The 16,979-nt window shown below is 57.9% G+C and carries 16 protein-coding genes; 13 read left to right on the forward strand and 3 right to left on the reverse strand.

Annotation, left to right across the window (positions count from 1 at the left end):
• The first annotated feature begins 16 nt into the window (after window positions 1-16).
• From ACTT2I_RS16620 to ACTT2I_RS16650, 7 genes are all read left to right on the forward strand, one after another.
• A complete protein-coding gene (locus ACTT2I_RS16620; RefSeq protein WP_443096705.1) occupies window positions 17-682 on the forward strand; it encodes a hypothetical protein in 666 nt (221 codons plus the stop codon).
• Window positions 683-1,055: 373 nt separating this feature from the next.
• Entirely contained in the window at window positions 1,056-1,559 is a 504-nt protein-coding gene (locus ACTT2I_RS16625) for a hypothetical protein (RefSeq protein ID WP_443096706.1), read from the forward strand.
• 328 nt (window positions 1,560-1,887) lie between these two features.
• A complete protein-coding gene (locus ACTT2I_RS16630; protein ID WP_443096707.1) occupies window positions 1,888-2,391 on the forward strand; it encodes a hypothetical protein in 504 nt (167 codons plus the stop codon).
• Between the two features lie 109 nt (window positions 2,392-2,500).
• On the forward strand, window positions 2,501-2,695 hold the full coding sequence (locus ACTT2I_RS16635) for a hypothetical protein (RefSeq protein WP_443096708.1): 195 nt from the start codon (window positions 2,501-2,503) through the stop codon (window positions 2,693-2,695).
• Between the two features lie 756 nt (window positions 2,696-3,451).
• Window positions 3,452-8,491, forward strand: coding sequence for a hypothetical protein (locus ACTT2I_RS16640; RefSeq protein WP_443096709.1), 5,040 nt, complete (start codon window positions 3,452-3,454; stop codon window positions 8,489-8,491).
• Window positions 8,492-8,921: 430 nt separating this feature from the next.
• Complete coding sequence (locus ACTT2I_RS16645; RefSeq protein WP_443096710.1) at window positions 8,922-9,878, forward strand: DUF932 domain-containing protein; 957 nt, start codon at window positions 8,922-8,924, stop codon at window positions 9,876-9,878.
• The gene (locus ACTT2I_RS16650) at window positions 9,875-10,369 is read left to right on the forward strand and encodes a JAB domain-containing protein (protein ID WP_443096711.1); all 495 of its coding nucleotides are present in this window, start codon (window positions 9,875-9,877) and stop codon (window positions 10,367-10,369) included. Before ACTT2I_RS16645 ends, ACTT2I_RS16650 begins: the two co-directional genes overlap by 4 nt.
• A gap of 289 nt (window positions 10,370-10,658) precedes the next feature.
• Here the strand turns inward: ACTT2I_RS16650 and ACTT2I_RS16655 are convergent, their stop codons facing one another.
• The gene (locus ACTT2I_RS16655; protein WP_443096712.1) at window positions 10,659-10,904 is read right to left on the reverse strand and encodes a helix-turn-helix transcriptional regulator; all 246 of its coding nucleotides are present in this window, start codon (window positions 10,902-10,904) and stop codon (window positions 10,659-10,661) included.
• 140 nt (window positions 10,905-11,044) lie between these two features.
• On the opposite strand from ACTT2I_RS16655, the gene ACTT2I_RS16660 reads away from it, so the two are divergent.
• The 6 genes from ACTT2I_RS16660 (at window position 11,045) to ACTT2I_RS16685 (ending at window position 14,989) form a co-directional block, all read left to right on the forward strand.
• Entirely contained in the window at window positions 11,045-11,731 is a 687-nt protein-coding gene (locus tag ACTT2I_RS16660) for a J domain-containing protein (RefSeq protein WP_443096713.1), read from the forward strand.
• A 22-nt stretch (window positions 11,732-11,753) separates the two neighbouring features.
• The gene (locus ACTT2I_RS16665; protein WP_062168854.1) at window positions 11,754-11,969 is read left to right on the forward strand and encodes a hypothetical protein; all 216 of its coding nucleotides are present in this window, start codon (window positions 11,754-11,756) and stop codon (window positions 11,967-11,969) included.
• 23 nt (window positions 11,970-11,992) lie between these two features.
• Window positions 11,993-12,241 carry a hypothetical protein gene (locus ACTT2I_RS16670; protein ID WP_239511228.1) on the forward strand — a complete coding sequence of 83 codons (249 nt, stop codon included), beginning with the start codon at window positions 11,993-11,995 and terminating at the stop codon, window positions 12,239-12,241.
• Window positions 12,242-12,342: 101 nt separating this feature from the next.
• Window positions 12,343-13,296 carry a toxin-antitoxin system YwqK family antitoxin gene (locus ACTT2I_RS16675; protein ID WP_443096714.1) on the forward strand — a complete coding sequence of 318 codons (954 nt, stop codon included), beginning with the start codon at window positions 12,343-12,345 and terminating at the stop codon, window positions 13,294-13,296.
• 90 nt (window positions 13,297-13,386) lie between these two features.
• The gene (locus ACTT2I_RS16680; protein WP_443096715.1) at window positions 13,387-14,010 is read left to right on the forward strand and encodes a hypothetical protein; all 624 of its coding nucleotides are present in this window, start codon (window positions 13,387-13,389) and stop codon (window positions 14,008-14,010) included.
• Window positions 14,011-14,263: 253 nt separating this feature from the next.
• The gene (locus tag ACTT2I_RS16685) at window positions 14,264-14,989 is read left to right on the forward strand and encodes a MobA/MobL family protein (RefSeq protein WP_443096716.1); all 726 of its coding nucleotides are present in this window, start codon (window positions 14,264-14,266) and stop codon (window positions 14,987-14,989) included.
• 174 nt (window positions 14,990-15,163) lie between these two features.
• On the opposite strand, the gene ACTT2I_RS16690 is transcribed toward ACTT2I_RS16685, so the two are convergent.
• Together ACTT2I_RS16690 and ACTT2I_RS16695 are read right to left on the reverse strand one after the other, a co-directional pair.
• Window positions 15,164-16,630, reverse strand: coding sequence for a YfjI family protein (locus ACTT2I_RS16690; protein WP_443096717.1), 1,467 nt, complete (start codon window positions 16,628-16,630; stop codon window positions 15,164-15,166).
• Entirely contained in the window at window positions 16,630-16,911 is a 282-nt protein-coding gene (locus tag ACTT2I_RS16695; RefSeq protein ID WP_443096718.1) for a hypothetical protein, read from the reverse strand. Before ACTT2I_RS16695 ends, ACTT2I_RS16690 begins: the two co-directional genes overlap by 1 nt.
• Window positions 16,912-16,979: the final 68 nt, after the last annotated feature.

The following is a 16,979-nucleotide window of genomic DNA, read 5'->3' on the forward strand; positions in this document are numbered from 1 at the left end:
GGGCAGTTAGCTGTCAATGAATATTTGCTATTACTGCGGGTTTGAAGCGAGCACAGCGGAGCATGTACCGCCGCAGGGAATATTTCCCAGACAGAAGGATTCGCCCGACGGAAAGGACTACCGAAAACAATTGATTACGGTGCCGTCTTGTGAGGAGCACAACACTGATAAGTCGCGTGAAGATGAGTACCTGCTTTACACTCTCGCGATGAGCCTGCCGTCAAACGAGGTAGCGAAGCATCAGTTCCTGACAAAGATCATGAGGGCAGTTAAGCGACGCCCGAAGCTCATGGAACGGCTGCTGACGGAGACTCAAGAGGTCGTCGTCCACGACACGGTCGCCGGCACGTGGGAGAAGACCATTGCGTTCCGTCCCGAGGAGTCACGCCTTATTGGCATGTTCACTTGCATAGCCAAGGGCCTCTACTTTCACGAGAAGCGTACTCCATGGCTTGGCGATGTAAGCGTCCTAATTGAGTTCATGCTCTCTTTCGACGATCTCGAAAAAAATGAGGACCAGCGCTTACTGGTAGAGAGACTGGACACATTCTTGGAAGGCCAACCATTGAGGGGCAACAATCAGGATGTCTTTGGTTACCAATTCGTCGAGGCTGATGGCAAAGTCCTAGCGCGGCTCCATTTCTACGGGAGTAGCAAGGTTACGGTAGCGTTTATCGTGTGACGGCTAACAATTCATTCAAGCCGAAGCCGCTTCGCGGCTCGGCTTAATTCAGGCGTTGAGCGTCCTCTTCTGGCCGCAGAGCATGTGCAGATTTTCATGCAGTCGGATTCTTGAATTGCACTCGTTCTTGTCGGCGGCCAGTGGTCGGGAGCATGGCAGCTCTTGGCCGCAGGGTGTCATGCGACCCAAAGCAGAATTCCCGCCGAGGAGCACGCTCCTCACCCTGCTCGGTCAGCTTATGAAACGGCTTGTTAGCCGGACCCAGCCGCCCTAAGATCGAGCTGTCTCAAGGGGAAAGCCCGCTATAAGGTGCTTTGTGGATAAGTCGTATAACCGGGCCCATTGGGCCGTCTATTAGATAGTTAGGCCGCGCATGGAAGATATCGAGTCGTTGACAATAGGCCAGATGCTTGCTCGCAGGTCATCCGCAGAGCAAGAGGCTTCAAGGCTGATCGGTCAGCTCGTCTTTTCCTTTTCTAGGCTCGTCAACAATTTGCATCTTTGCGTCGCGTGGCATAACGACGGCAAAGATTTAGATCGCTACGGAGACGCCGCAGGAGATCTTGCCGCAGCCGATCTAATCAAGAGAATTGAACGTCAAGCCGCTTCCCGCTTCGGAGAGGATTCAAAGAGACACAAGAAGTACAAATATTGGACTGCGCGGGCGCATAAGATTCGGGAGCAGCGAAACATCATCATGCACTCGCGCTGGTCAATTGAGCCATATGGACGCCACGCAGTTGCCATTTCAACTCCGATCTTTGTTGAACCAAAAAATGAGTTGGTGTACACGCTTGGAACTCTTGCAGATATATGCGCTGATTGCGAGCAACTCACTAACGAGCTGGCGCAACTTCGTACGGAACATCCGCTATAGTGCGCTCTAACAGATCATTCAAGCCGACATTGCTTCGCGAGTCGGCTTAACTCAGGTGTTAAATATCCGCTTCTGGCCGTAGGGCGTCATGCGATCCAAAGCACCCATTGGTGCGGCCGCCGTGCCTGCCGCTGGTTCTGGTTATACGCCGGCTTGTTGGCCGGCCCCAGCCGTCCTAAGATCGAGCTTAACCAAGGGGAAATCCCACCATACGTTGCATTGTGGGTAAGTCGTATTGCCGGCCCCAAGGGACCGTCCATCGGGTAGTTAGGCACCGCACACATGACAAGGGGGGGGCTACATGTCAGATTTGGCGCAGGAAAGGTCAGTGGATCAAGGAACTAACGTAGGTAGGTTCTTAGCCAACCGTGGTGTCATCGTGGTGAAAGAGAATCGGCCTGCGGGCCGCTGCAAGGGTGAGCACGGCGATTCGATATTCGCAGAGACATTGATCCTCAACGTGATCAAGGGAACCAAGAAGGACACCAGCTACGGGGTACGCTTGGAAAGGATCGACCAAGATGGCGACACTGACTCTGCTGTATTCTTAGATCACGATGAGTTGCCGGAGTTGATCAATGCTATTGACTTCATCACGCATACTGCCGTCGAGCTTTCCGGACAGGACCGTGATTACACTGAGGTCACTTACTCCACTAAGGACGGCGCAACGTTCGGCTTCTATCACAGCGACCAAGGACAGTTGGCCTTCTTGAAGCTCTCGGATCATCGCAGCTCAACTTTCTTACCCGTCAACCGACTTGGCGTTCTAAAGCAGATGCTCCAAGAGGCTCGAGCGCACTTGCAATCGTGCGGAGCATCCGATGATTAGCCAGTTTTTCCTAACAATAAATTAAAGCCGGTGCCGCTTCGCGGTGGGGCTTAACTACAGCGGTGTGCAGCTGATCTACCGCTCGCCAACGTTTAAGAGGAGGAAGCACGTGGCAACGGAAATCACCGGCACCTATACGGTCGTAATCGCTCCAAGCAAAGAGAAACTGTTGAGTGAGGTCAATAGCTTGATCGAGGCCGGCTGGACGCCTCAAGGAGGACTCAGCATCGAGTACCCAGCCAACGCTGCACTGCCTATGTACGGCCAAGCCCTAGTAAAGGGCATTACAAGCGGCGCAGGCTGAGCATGGCTTCCGCCAAGTGCCCCGTAAGCAAATACACGATTGAGCTTGCTCCGAGCAAAGATGCGTTGGTGCGGAAGGTCAATGAACGCCTTGCAACTGGATGGGAGTTGCAAGGGCCTCTTTCCATCAAGTATCCAAAGAAGGCTTTGCTTCCTATGTATGGGCAGGCGCTGGTCTGGAGAAAGGAGTCTGCCCCTCCCGAGCTTGCGGCAGGCAGCTCCGGCTGCCTCGGAGTCGTCCTTCTGTGTGCCGCCCTTCCCCCAGCAGCTATCCTTGCCGCTCATTTGCTTTAAGCAGTCGTCGTGGGCTAGCTAGCAGCGGCGTAACAATTTTAAGCCGAGGCCGCTTTGCGGCTCGGCTTAGTTCCGGCGTTGGTGGAGGTCCGTTCCTGGCCGCAGGGGGGGCATACGACCCAAAGCGGTAGTAGCGGCTTGCCATCTTTACGCCCGATTGCGGTGAGTCAAACGGTGCTTCGCGCGCTCACTTGAAGTTGCATCGTCTGCCCGGAGTTGCAGTCGGCCGCGAGCTTGTTTGAAGAGTGTGTTGATTCTTGCGCTGTTGAACGCCTTCACCAGCTAGGCTGGACCGGTGTCGTGCTGCTCCTCGCTGGACTGTCTGCATAGGGTTCCAGCTTCCGCGAAGCAGGACGCTAATCCTCTATGATTGTCTGCAGGAGGGGCCGCGCCGCGGCGGGAGCTTTAGTAAATGAGCAAGAGGGAAGTCACCCCGCGAGACCCGCTGCAGGGTACCCAGGTCATGAGCACAGTCGCCACTGGCGGCGGTGGCGGCGTCTTTCAGGCTCGTGTGGGCGCCCTATACTTGGGTAACATGCTTACGGGCTTGCCCACAGCCTTCTGCTTGCACGGCGCCAGGATCGAAGAACTGCGCTTTGAGGCCCGCTATACAGGCGCTCACACCGACGACGTCTACTGCCGACTCAGTGACACCAAGGAGAGTTGGCTGCAACTCGTCCAATGCAAGCGAGGCCTCAATGCCACGGCTGGCAACACAGACTTCATCGACGGGCTGCGGGGTGCCTGGCGCGACTTCCTCGGCATCGAGAAGAGCCATTTTGATCGCGCCTGTGACGTCCTGGTTCTTGCGACAATCGCCCCAGCGACGGCAGCCAACCAGGCAGCGAAACGTCTGTGCGAACTTGCTCGTGCATCAGCAGACATCGGTGACTACCTGCAGAAGGTGAACTCCCAGCTGTTCGACAAGAAGCACAAAGAAACTTGGGAAGCATTCAAGACGGTTTCGAAGGGCACGTTGACCGATAAGTACACCGAGGAGCTTGTCTTCCAGTTGCTCCGGCGGCTTCGTGTTGACATTCATGACCTGGGCACTGAGTCCTCACAGGAGGTCAGCCTCGTCCAGGCACTCTTGACCTCAGGGCAACCAGGCGACTCTGGAGCACTGGTATGGGATGGACTTGTCTCCTATGTGCAAGAACAAGGCATTACAGTAGGGACCGTCACTTGGACAACATGGTGTCGGACCGCCAAAGAAGGATTGCAAGCCGCAGTAAGCCGCCTGACTTCCGCGCGCGGACTGGGCATTGTTGCTGAGCGATTGACCGAGCGAGCTCTACTTCAGCTCTCCCTCATCTCGACAAGCCTACCCAATGGCGCGCACATCCCTCGAGGCGAGTGCGTAGGTCGTGTGTTGTCAGCGCTCGATGACCGCCAGCTCGTCATCATCACTGGCGGTCCGGGCGCAGGAAAGTCAGCGGTCGTCTCTGAGCTTGCTTCTTTGCTGCGTGAGTCCGGCCCATTGTTCTTCTTCAAGGCTGATGAGCTGGATGTCCCCACCTTGGCAGCAGTGCAGTCTCTGAACGGGCTTCAAGACCCGATGTTGGGCATCGAAACACTGCTGCGGACAGGGGCACCCACCATCATCATCGACTCGCTGGAGAAAGCTCTCGAGGCACAGAACCCAGGTGCGCTCGAAGAGCTGCTCACGCTTGTTCGCAAGAACAAGTCTTCGAGGCTCTGCATCACGACTCGCTCCTATGCTCTCAATGGCCTGCACACAAACTTCCTCTATAGCTTTTCCAGCCAAGTCGTAGACGTTCCACCACTCACGGACGCGGAGATTGCCGCTGCGGTAGCCGGAACCCCGCTCCATGAGTTTGTCGCCAAAGATTCAGGGGTAAAAGAGGTTCTGCGCACACCCTACTACCTTGAGCTTGCTTTCAAGTTCACCGCCGCTGGAACGGCACTACCAAGTGCCTCTGGAAATGACCTCAGGCGGGCACTTTGGATAGAGCGAATTGCACCCAGTAGAGGCCTTTTGGCCGCTATGCGCATGAAACGTCAAGCGGCCTTCGACCAAGTCTGCTACCTGCGCACCGAGCGCTTTTCGCAGTTCGTCGATCCTCCCCTGGACGCTGAAGCTGTCACGTCGCTCCTGCATGACGCTGTGCTCGTGAAGGACGAGGCCGACCGAGTGGCCCCGGCCCACGACGTCTTGGAGGATTGGTCGCTGTTCTTTCGAGTGGAGCGTGAGGTACGTTCTGCGGAGCGGGACTGGTCAGCGATGTTTGCAAGGCTCGGTTCACATGCGGGCATGCGGCGTGCCCTGCGCTCATGGACGGCTCAGAAATCGACTGAAGGCGACGATGACGCCTATGCACTCCTGGAGGCGTCGCTCAAGCCAGAATCAACGATTGCGCAGCTGTGGCGCGACGAGATAGCCATCGGGCTTCTGCGCTCTGAGCGAGTCGAGGAACTGGTCGATAAGCTTGGAAGCAATGATACCTTCGGCAGTGCGTCTCTGCTTCAGCGCCTGAGCCACCTGCTTAGGGTTGCTTGCAAGGGTCCGACCTCCCTCGATTACTCGCACTTGGCGGCCGACTCTGCGAACAAAGAACTTCTTGCCCGAGTCGGGATGGCCGCACCGGTAGGAAAGGCTTGGGACGTGATGACTGGGCTGGTTGCAAGGGCATTCCCATCGCTGCCGCCGGAGGCTCACTCATGGGTTGTCCAGCTCGCTGAGGATGCAGTTGCGCACGACAATGCTTGGCACAAGCCCAGTCCGCGTGTGAACGATGTTTTCAGCATAGCTGAGCACTATTGCTGGCGAGACAACGACACTTGGTACCGAGAAAATTCTGTAGGTAGGCGATTCTACGAGCTTCTGTGTCGCTGCTCTGGAGCTAACCCCGCCAAGTTCAAGGTGTTCATCGACGCACTAGTGAAACGGATCTCCGAGAACAGAGAAGGTCACAATGTCTACGCCGAGGAACGCTTGCAGTTCCTCACTGATATTAAGCACTGCAGGGAGCCCGTTTACTTCAATGCAGAGCTAGTTCGCACTGTGTTCTGGGCGCTCTACATCGAACCTGAGCCTCGAACCGAACGTGACTTTGGCATGATCGGCTGGGAGGCAGCAATGGGCCTCAGTGAGAGGACGTCCCACGCTTTTTTCCCTCCCTCTGTGCTGCAAGGGCCTTTCAAGTGGCTTTTGCTCTACTCCGCTGCCAAAAGCGTGCGTTTCGTCATCGATCTCTGCAATCACGCAGCCGCGGCATTTGCTAAATCACATCCGGAGGAAGTTACCGTTCTTCCGCCAGAGCATAGTCCGAATGGGCGCGCCCACATTCACGACTGGCGACTTTGGGCGGCCTATCGTGGCCACTCCGTTTCCAGCTATGTTTTGAACTGCGCACTCATGGCGTTGGAGGAACGACTGCTGATCGAGGCGGAGACGCAGCCGGAGTCTTTCTCCAAGGTTATTGAGTTCATCTTGGAGAGCGGTGAATCGAGCTTCACTACAGGCTTGGTCGCAGGCGTATTGATGGCTCATCCGAATCTTGTCACTGAGAAGCTGCTGCCGCTGTTCAGTTGCCCGCAGTTCTTCGTCGACGACATTGCACGTTACGTGAGAGAGGAGACTGCTCTGGCCATCTACGGTGGTCACGACGGCCTGGACGAGCAGAGGCAAAAGGAGCGCATCGCCAGTAATCGGTTACCGCACAGGAAGCAGCACCTAGAGATGCTCGTGCTTCAGTTGCAGATGATCCGCCCCGATCTCCGGAAGGGCATTTTCGCGATCCTCGATAAGCATATCGAAGATCTCAAACACACTGAAGGCGTGCCGGACGGTTGGCGGATGGGGCTCAAGCGCATGGACGCTCGGGGCATGAAGCTCGGCGACCCAGTTGAAGATGGGAAGTTCGTACCTCTGGAAATCGCGAACCTCGAACCAGAGCTGAAGCAAGTGAGCGACCAAGCGCAGTCAAGAGGTCAACTCATGAACCGGTTGGCGGCTGTCCGGCTTTGGATCGGAGCCGTGACGCAGCCAACGCTCACCTCGTCTCCGGGGGCCGCAGACCGCTTCTCCTCCTCGTCTGAGGTATACGAAGAGTTTCAGCGCCTTCTTGAAGAGGTTATGGGGCAGGAAGAGGATTTGCTGTTTGGGATGGACGACGGCCTCCCTTGCGCGCTGATTCAGCGTTGGCCTACGGACACCTCGGAAGCGCTCCAATGGGCCAAGGACTATCTCCTTGACGTCACCTCGAAGCGCTTGGAGAACGACGCTTGGGTCCGGCGTAGCCCCGCGACGGGCGAGTTGAGAGCCAAGACGCTCGTCTTGCTGGCAAGTGTAGACCCAGGCCATCCAAAGCTGCCTGAGTCCCTCGCCAACATCATTACGGAACCCGTCTGGACGATTCGCCGGGCAGGAGCCCTTGCAATTTCTGAGGTTCTGCGACCAAAGCAACCTCTGCTCGCCGATATACTGACCACGGCGCTGGCGCAATACGCTGAAGAGCTCGACATCGCAATCGGCGCAGCGCGAGGACGCGGGCGCGACTTCGTCGAAGAAGCACGGAACGCTACCTGCAAGAGATTGATGGCAGCCCTCACAGGCGGAAAGCTAGCATCTAGGCCTAGTCCTAGAAGCCTCGCTGCCATCAAAGAGTGGACGATCGCACTCGATGCCGCCAGCAGCGAGACGCCCGAGACTTGGAGAGTCCAAGCGCTTACAACGCTTGTCCGTCTAGTCGCCGATCAGGAAGGTAAGCCACGAGTTGACCGGTACGAATCAGACTATGTCGATTTCGAAGCGCGCTCGGCGGTGGGAGATCTTTTGGCGTCTGAGCTGCTAGTTCAAAGCAACGAGAAGACTCCAATCTTTGACACTCTTGATTACTGCATCGAGCACGGCCCAGAGATCAGTGAAAGGGTACTGGAGTCAACCCTTCGCGGGTGCATGAAGCAAGAGTACGCGAGCGCGGATGCTTTCTGGCGGGTATGGGACCGAGCCGCAGCGAGTGTTCTTGCAGACGATTCGTTGCGCGCGCCCTCGCGGCGCGTGTACAGCAAGAACGAGAAGCTGCTCGCCGTGCTGCTGTTTCGGTCCATTCCATGGACGAGTACCTTCCACGACTTGCCGCTGCTGCGCCGCCGCCCTAGCTTCGTCGCCAACTGCCTTGTCGCGGTAGGTGACGGTTTGCACGCGCTCGAACATTTACTTGCGCTAATGGCAGGTGTCGGAAGGGCAACGGCGGTCCCCTCTGCCTTAGGGCAACTGAGGGATGCGATAGCGAAGGCCCCGGCTACCCTGTTCAACGACGGAAGCAGCCTTTGGAACGCTGAGACTGTTTGCCAAACAGCGGTGCATGAGTATCGTCAGGCGCTCCTCCGAGACGTAACCCTCAGGCAGGCTACTCTGGAGGTGCTGGACAGGCTCGTAGACGCCGGTTCATCCCTGGCATTTCAGTTGCGCGACTACCTAGCGACATCGTCGCCGGCTATGCGTTCAACACCTCCAGTCCCGGGTTCAAGTGCATAGCTTGTCAAAATTCTGTCGGCCACAACAGCTAGCTGCCCGAAGAGTCAGCACTCTCAAAGGGCCGCTCTTGGCCGGTAGCCGCCGGTTGCCATATCAGGCATAACTGTCGGGCGGTATTGCGGTGCACCCTTTGATTGGAACTAATTTCAGACCCTTAGTACTACATCGAAGCGGGATCCCCCCTGCTTTGCGTGTGCGCCGCGCATCGGCGTATCGCTTCGAGTACTAGGCATGAAGGATAAATCCGAGTTCCTCTACTGCGTCTTCATCGTGGCTGCGGCCATCTTGTCGGCCGTGGCCCGTTGTTCCTTCACCCGCCCCGACCAATTCGGCCGGGATTCCTACGACTAAACCAACTATCCAGATAGACCCACAAGGCCCGGCACTGTCCGGGCCTTGTGCGTTATGCCGTCTATGAAAGGAGACCGAGATGCATCACGTTGAAACCATGGCCTATGCAGGCCAAGTCCCATGGCATGGCATCGGAAGCCAGTTGGCTCCAGGGCAGCCCATTGAGGTATGGCGCGAGCGCGCCGGCATGAATTGGTCCTTGGAAGAGGCTGAAGTGCGATTCGCCGCTGACGCCGAAGATCAGTATCCCGTTCGGGCGTTCCCCGGGCAGAAGGTGCTTTATCGCTCTGACACCAAGCGACCGCTGGCCGTGGTGTCCAAGCGCTATCAAGTAGTCCAGCCGCGGGAGATCCTGGAGTTCTACCGCGACCTGACACGGTACAGCGGCTTTGAGCTGGAAACCGCTGGGGTTCTTCGCGGCGGACGAAAGTTCTGGGCATTGGCCCGTACTGGACAGGGTGTGGCTCTGAAGGGCCAGGATCAGGTCAATGGCTACCTTCTTCTGGCTACGGCCTGTGACGGAACGCTGGCTACCACCGCCCAGTTCACCTCAGTGCGCGTGGTGTGTAACAACACTCTGCAGATCGCTGTTGGGGATCGAACCGGAGCCATCAAGGTGCCGCACCGCAGTTCCTTCGATGCTGACAGGGTCAAGAGTCAATTAGGCATCGCTGTTGAGGGCTGGCATGGCTTCGTGGAGCGGATGCGAGTCCTCTGTGAGACACCGGTGGACCCTGACGCCGTCGATGGGATGTTGCGTAACTTGCTTACGTATCCGGCTGCTCAGAATGGGAGGGCGGTCGTGAACGAGCAGGCTGTAGCCAAGGTGCGGGCGCTGTACGACGGGCAGGGGAGGGGCGCGAGCCTGAAAACCAGCAAGGGCACGGCGTTTGGCTTGCTCAATAGCATCACCGAATTCGTGGACCACCATCGGCGGGCACAGAGCATGGAGAACCGTTTGGATGCGGCCTGGTTCGGCCAGGGGGCTCTGCTAAAGCAAAAGGCATGGAAACAACTGATCGGGGAGGCCGCATGAACGCCTCGCCGCAGAAGCAGCGCCTGGAAGAGCTACCTGGCGGTTTGAACGAACGTGACAGCTCCGTCCTCTCCCAAGCATTGGAAATTCTTGAGAGCAGAGCAATGGTCAGTGGCCTTCTATTGGGAGATCCGGATGTTGCAGGCAGGTTCTTCCGCCTGCGTCTAGGGCATGAGATCCGCGAGCACTTCGAGGTAGCGTTCCTCAATGCCCGCAACCGCCTGATCGCCGTAGAAAGGCTGTTCTCAGGCTCCATAGATGGAGCTGAGATCCATCCGCGGATTGTCGTCCAACGTGCCTTGGCCCGGAACGCGGCAGCGGTCCTACTGGCTCACAACCACCCGAGCGGGCATTGCGAGCCATCAGAAGCGGATCGAGCCATCACCAGGCGATTGAAGGAAGTACTGGCGATGGTGGAGGTGAGGGTCGTCGACCACCTTGTGGTGTCGGCAAGCCAAGAAACCTCGATGGCTCAGCTCGGGCAGGTCTAAGGCGCGAACACCTAGGAGAGACCATGAAGATAATGGATGCGCCCCAGTCATCGACCAGGGCGGCACTGGCTCGTGCCAAAGCAGCTGATCTCGACCGACAGGCTCGGGAGATAGAGCGCGCTGCTGATGTTGGGAATTGGCGCCAGAGGGCGAGGATTAGGGAGGCTGCCAGCCGACTTCGTATGAGAGCGGGGGAGCACTTGGTTAAAGCGCAGCGGCTTGAAGAGCCACCCGAGGGATAGAGCTGGGCTGATTGATTCGTCAGTCTAAAGCGAGCCGAAAAGGGGGGCTAAAGATCAGCGTTGATTAGCAACTCGGATGCCCTGCACTCGAGGGCCTTCGCGATCTTCAGGATATTGAGGAAGGTGACATTCCGTTCACCGCGCTCAATCTTTCCCATGTGCGATCTATCTACTCCGGCAACGTCCGCCAGGGCTTCTTGGGACATTGCGAGTTCTTGACGGCGCACGCGTACTGCCTGGCCCAGGCGGACTAGGTCGTTATTGGTGCTTGCGGTTCCGGAGACTCTTGTCACGGACGGAATCGTCCGCCTATGATGCCCTTACGGCCACGGCATTTACGACCCTTTCTGGCGGTTGTCGTGGTGCCCTGTAAAGGGATGGGGCCGTTATGGGCGGGTGTGCCTCGACCTAGCTCCCATCAACGGAGAAACGGATGTCCGAAGAAAACCACTACGAAGTCCTCGGGGTACGCCCCGGGGCACCGCTCTGGGAAATAGAGCTGGCCTACAAGGGGCGGCGGAGCCAATACCACCCTGATCGGTATGCCGCGGGTGACGAGGCTGCCGTGGCATGGGCGACGGCCAAGATGCAAGCCGTCAACAAGGCGTACGCCGTCCTCAAGGACCCAGACCAGCGTGAACGCTTCGACCGTACCCAAGCGTCGGCCGGGTCTGCTGATCCAGGTCCTCGGACGGAGCGGGCCAAGGCCCCAGAGCCTCCACCGCTCCGCTCACTCCGAGAAGCACTGGAAGGGCTCGAGTTCAGCAACGAGCCCTTCGAACGCGTGTTCGTGGCTCCGCACATACCAAGGAAAAAGCTCCAGGGAGCCTTGGACAGCTACGGGGAGCGGCTGCGGGCCCAGGACGTTGTCGTGCTCATCGACGACACCGTGTTCGGTGGTGCCAGGGAGGGCGTTCTCATCACCGAAACCCAGATTCGGTGCAAGGCCAAGTTCGAGCAGGCTGAGATCCGGTTACTGGGTTGTCTGACCGAGATTACCGCCCACGGTGCGCACATCCGGATCCATGGCGAGCCCTACATCACATTGAGTGTTCCCAACGCCGATGACCTGCGACGGCTGTTCAGAGCCGTCAGCCACTACTTGCAAGAAATCAACTGATCTCAACCAACAGGGGAATGACATGAAGTACCTGATAGGCCTATACGGCGTGACCGTGCTGATCGCGGCCATATGTTTCGATATCTGGGGGCGCTATGCCTACAAGGGGTTCTTCTACAACCTCGGGCAGGGCCTTGTCTGGCCCGTAGTGGTCTTCCCGTCATTCGGAAAGCTGATCGGCGGTGTGGTCTGGATCGTGGTGATCTTTGCCTTGCTCGTCTTGGTGAAGAGGCGATAGGCATGGGATCACGAATCCGAAAGATGCTCACCGTTGCTCTCATTCCGCTGGCGCTGTGCGCTTGTACCAGCGAGCTGGACAAGGTCCGAGGCCAGTTCATAGACAACTGCATGAGCAGCGGCGCACCGAAGTCCAACTGCAGGTGCGCCATCGACAAGCTGCAGGACCACTACGGCGAGCAGGGTCTGGTGGCCATCAACAGACAGGGTTACCCACCTTCCGACTTCGCCGAGCAGCTGTTCGTTGCTGCGGGCCAGTGTCGGAACCCGTGATAGCGCCTGACGTCCTGGCCGCGAAGTAGGCCGTCGACAGTATCGCTCGTTACCTCTGGCGACCGAATGCCGGCCGCCCGAACATACAGACAAGGAATTCCATGAAAAGTATCAACTACGTTGCAGCCATGCTGGCTGCGCTTCTTCTTGGGGGTTGCAGCAAGCCAGTCCTGGACTGGCGCAACGCAGAGCTGAGTAACGGCAAAATCTACGAATCCGGCTCCAATGAACCCTTTGACGGACGGGTGACCGGTGTGCCGCACAAGCAGCTCGAACCGCTCCTTGGCTCTCTAAGAACCATCCTTCAGAACCTGAACACCAATCAGACCACCAGCATGACCGCACTGCTGGGCAACTTGAACTATGTCTGCGATGTGGATGTGGAAGAAGGATTGGTAGGCGGCCAGTACATCTGCCGCTATCCGCAGTCACAGGTCGTCGCCTACGAAGGTAAGCGGACGGACGGCGGTCTGGATGGGGAGACCGTGTTCCACACAAAGACGGGCAGTCCTGGCGTCATCCTGACGATGCAGAACGGTCGTGTGGAAGGGCCAATCAAGATCTACTTCGCCGAGAAGCCCGGGCAGCTCTCTTACCAAGCCATGGCTGTGAACAACGGTCTGGAAGGAGAAGCGATCAGCTACTACCTGAATGGTCAGGTCAAGGTAAAGGCCAACTTCAAAGGCAGCGTGCCTGTAGGGCTGTGGGAAGCCTACTGGGAGGAGAACGGAGCCGTCTCGGAGCGGGGCCTGTACGAGGGTGGAAAGCTGGTCTCACAGACGCGCTATCTGCAAGACGGCACCGAATACCTGACCGAACCGGAGATGTGGGCACTCCACCGTTCAATTTCGCAAAGCGATGATTTCGCTCTGACGCCCAAGCAGGAAGTTCTGCTTACAGAGGCGGAGAAACGATACAACGCAGTACGCCTGCTGACGCCGGCCCAACGCGAAGCGAAGTACCAAGCGGAGCAGGAGAGCATCCGGGCCGACAAGATAGCTCGCGGACTGGATCCGGACTGCTGGGTCTGTGACGGATCGGACAAAAGGAACTGACGGGGTAAAGAGGGTACATAGCGGGCGTGCCGATGCACGCCCGCTGCGTGCGCGTGTTTTGATTTTTGCCAAAGGATCTCAGGAGAGACGATGAAGAAGGTAGGTATGTTGGTAGGCGCCATGTGGGCCGCACTGGCGCTGGTGGGCTGCAAGAAGGAATCGACCCTCACCCAAGCAGGGGACATCAACCTTGCTGGATGCGAAGTGCCGGCGGGTTTGACATCTGCTCAGGCAGAAGCGGTTAGCTGCGCACCTGCGCAAGCAGAGCCGCAGATCACAGCAGGGCCCTCTGCAGCTGCTCCGGTGGAGAGTGTCATCAATGAAGCACTGGCTCGAGATGCCTTCATATTCAATCAGTCAGAGGAAGACGTCGAAGCTAGGCGCTTTGCCGAGGGTGACCTCAATGGCGACGGTGTCAGTGACAAGGCCGCGCTGTTCGTACTGCAGGCCACTGATGGCGGTAACGGTTACGCCACGCACCTGGCGGTCTTCCTCAAAGAAGGTAATGGTTTGACGTATGCAGACTCACTGCCTGTGTCGGGTTATGGGGAGGGAGTTCAGGAGTTCGCAGTGCAGGGCGGGATGGTTGTCATGAAGATCCTGGTACAGGGACCGGGTGATGCCACCTGCTGTCCCTCGGTGGAGAAGAATGTCAGCTACGTTCTTCATAACGGGAAGTTGATTGAGGCTAAGCCTGTCAGTGCGGCGTACTGATTGAACTACTGCTCGGAGCAGGGTGAGTAGTTTCTTACTCCTGGGTGCATAAGGTATGAGAGAAGCCGGCCACTAGTACTTACATGACTCCCCCCAATGACGTGCACTACATGCAATAGAAGGGAGGGGGGGAATGCAGAGCGCGCACTTACCGTTTCTCCAAAACCATCAGGCTAAGTAGCTTTCAAGCCACCCCACAGAGGCCAGTGACCAACGTCACTGGCCTTTTTCATTCCCGACATAGAGGTTAACCATGAAGATCTTCCATTTACAGCTAAAGACTGGCGCCAAAGGCAAGGCGGTAGGGCATAGTGACTACATACGTCGCGAAGGAAGGTATCGGTCACGGGAGGATCTGGTCGACGTTGGGTGCGGGAACCTGCCTTCCTGGGCAGAAGGAAGTGCTCGAGCGTTCTGGGCCGCAGCGGATGCACACGAGCGCATGAATGGTGCCGCGTACAGGGAGTTCATCATTGCGCTCCCAAATGAGCTTGTCGGCAGCGGGGCGAGGGACTTGGTGCACGATCTCATTTGTTACCTGGCAGGTGCGAAGCCCTATCAGTTCGCGGTCCATGCACCCGAGGCATCCCTCGAAGGGGGGATCAACTTGCACCTGCACTTGATGATTTCAGATCGCATGCCGGATGGGATCGATCGACCGGCGTCGCAGATGTTCCGCAGGTACAACCCTGACAGACCCCAAGCGGGCGGACGCAGGAAGGATGCGTGCGGAAGAACCAACATGCAGGTCAGTGAGAGCGTGATTGAAAGCCGGTGCATGGTTGCGAACATCATCAACGAGCACTTGGAACGCAATGGCATTGCGGAACGTGTTGATCACCGGACACTGAAAGAGCAGGGCATCGAACGTCAGGCTGAGCGTCACTTAGGAGCATTCCGGATTCGGGGGATGTCCGGAGACGAGCGGCTAGCCTACGTGAATGCCAGGCAAGCCATGCGCGGGCGAGGGAAGCTTTGAGAATGGTGGGGCGGGAGCCCGGAAAACCGTGCGACTTTGCCCCAGCTGGGGCAAAGTCGCATCGTGTGCATGCCCATTTTGTGTGAAAGTCCGAGGCCGCTGCCCCCTGGTGGTCACCAGAATAGATAAAGGCCGCCCCGTGAGGGGCGGCCTTTATTGTGCGGACGACTGGGGTCAGAGCGCCCCAGGACGATCAAAGAAGTCGGGGTTGAAATAAATCACGAACTTGCCAGTGCGGCCGTAACGGCGTTCACGTGCCACGCGGATGACGTTGTCCTCCTCCATCAGGTCCAACGCGGCCACAAAGCGGGCCTGATGGCGAACAGGGCCGTCCTTGCGAACGTCATTGCGGTATGCCGAGTTACGACCGCGGTCCCAGTACTTCGTGCGCATGTAGCCCAACAAGGCCCGGGCGTCCTTCTCGTCTTCCGGAAGGTCATTGTGGTCGCCGAAGTTCTCGAGGAACTCATCGTGATAGAAGCGCGTGACGTTGATGGCACGCTGCAGCGTCGCACGCTCTATCACCTCACCTTCGATACCCTCAAAGTGGTGGAAGATGCCGGCGATACGGCTGGCGATCTCCATGGTCTTGGAGGCCGAATCACGGATGCTGTGGTAGGCGCGGCCATTTGCGAGCTGCGGTTCGATGATGTCGTAGATCTCCTTCCACAGTGCCTTGGCATCGGTCGAGAAGCGCAGCACCTTCTTGCTGTAGTTGCCATTGGCATGGCGCTGGTCTCGGGCCTCCAAGAGCGCGGCCATGCGCTTGTGGAAGGCCAGAATGTTAGCGCCGTGCACCGGCTGCTCGTCAGTCAGCTCCGTGGCCGCACGGTAGCCCTGGGTCGACTCGGGATGGCAGAACACGAAGCGCGCAAGGAAGCCGGATGCGCGTGCCGTGCTGTTCTTCGTCTTCAGGAAGTCCTGGAACAGATCCTCCTGGATCATGAAGCTGAGCGTCAAGCGCGGATCCGTGACCTGGACCACCTCGTCGGCGCGGTCCAGCATGATCAGCGAAGGGGCATCCCACAGCTTGTTCAGGGTTGCCGAGTTGCGGAATGCACCGCTCTTAAGGAGCGTTGCTCCCTCATCGCTGAGCATGGCGATGGACTTGCCATCACCCTGCACGGCATTGATCAAGCCGCGCTCGGTCGCGTCCTGCACAATAATGCGATTGCATGCCGGCTTCACCGGCTCGGCTGCTTTGTGCACAGCAAAGCGCTGACGCAGCTCGGTGGTGTTATCACCCTTTGCGATGGTGCTGGTAATCAGGCGATTGATCGCCTTGCTCTCGACCTCCCAGAAGCCGTGATCGACTTCGTACTGCTCCGCCGCGACCTTGTACGCATTGGCATACGAGCGCTCGTAGTCGTAGATCGGCTTCATGACAAGCTTGTCCGTGGCCGTCTTGCGCTCGCCGGAGTCGGCAACCGTTGCCAGATACAGCGCGCAGGGCGTCGTGGCGGCATGCGGCAGCATGACATCGACATCGGACTGGCATGCGATCGACATGCCAGTCAGGAACGAAGTAGCGACCAGGGCATCCGGTGCCTGGATGGTCTCCATGGTTTCCTCAATGGCCAGGGCCACGGACTTGTAAAACTCGTTCACCGGGAACGGATAGGTAGGGATGCGCTTGTTCATTAGAGTGCCTTGTCGGTGCTGGAGGTGTGGGTGGTGGCGGTGGCGGCCTGCGCTGCCATGAGTTCCTTGAAACGGGCGGGGTGCAGCTTCAGGCCCATTTCGCCGAGCTTTTCCAAGATCGACTTCTGGGTCACGTTCTGCTGCAGGAGATCGGAGATCACCGGATACAGGAGCGAGAACAGCTGGCTCTTACGATGCTGTTCGTTCGGCTTGAGGCCGCGCAGGGCCTCGGCAATGCTGTCGGCGTGCGCTTGCACGTCGTCGTTGACGTCGTTACTCATAAGTTGGATCTTCAATAGGGGATGTGAGCTGCCACAGTCGTGGTCAGCTGGAGCAAGCGGTGCGTCTC

It is taken from the genome of Stenotrophomonas sp. PUT21, from assembly GCF_052232875.1.
GTDB classification, from domain to species: Bacteria; Pseudomonadota; Gammaproteobacteria; order Xanthomonadales; family Xanthomonadaceae; genus Stenotrophomonas; species Stenotrophomonas maltophilia_N.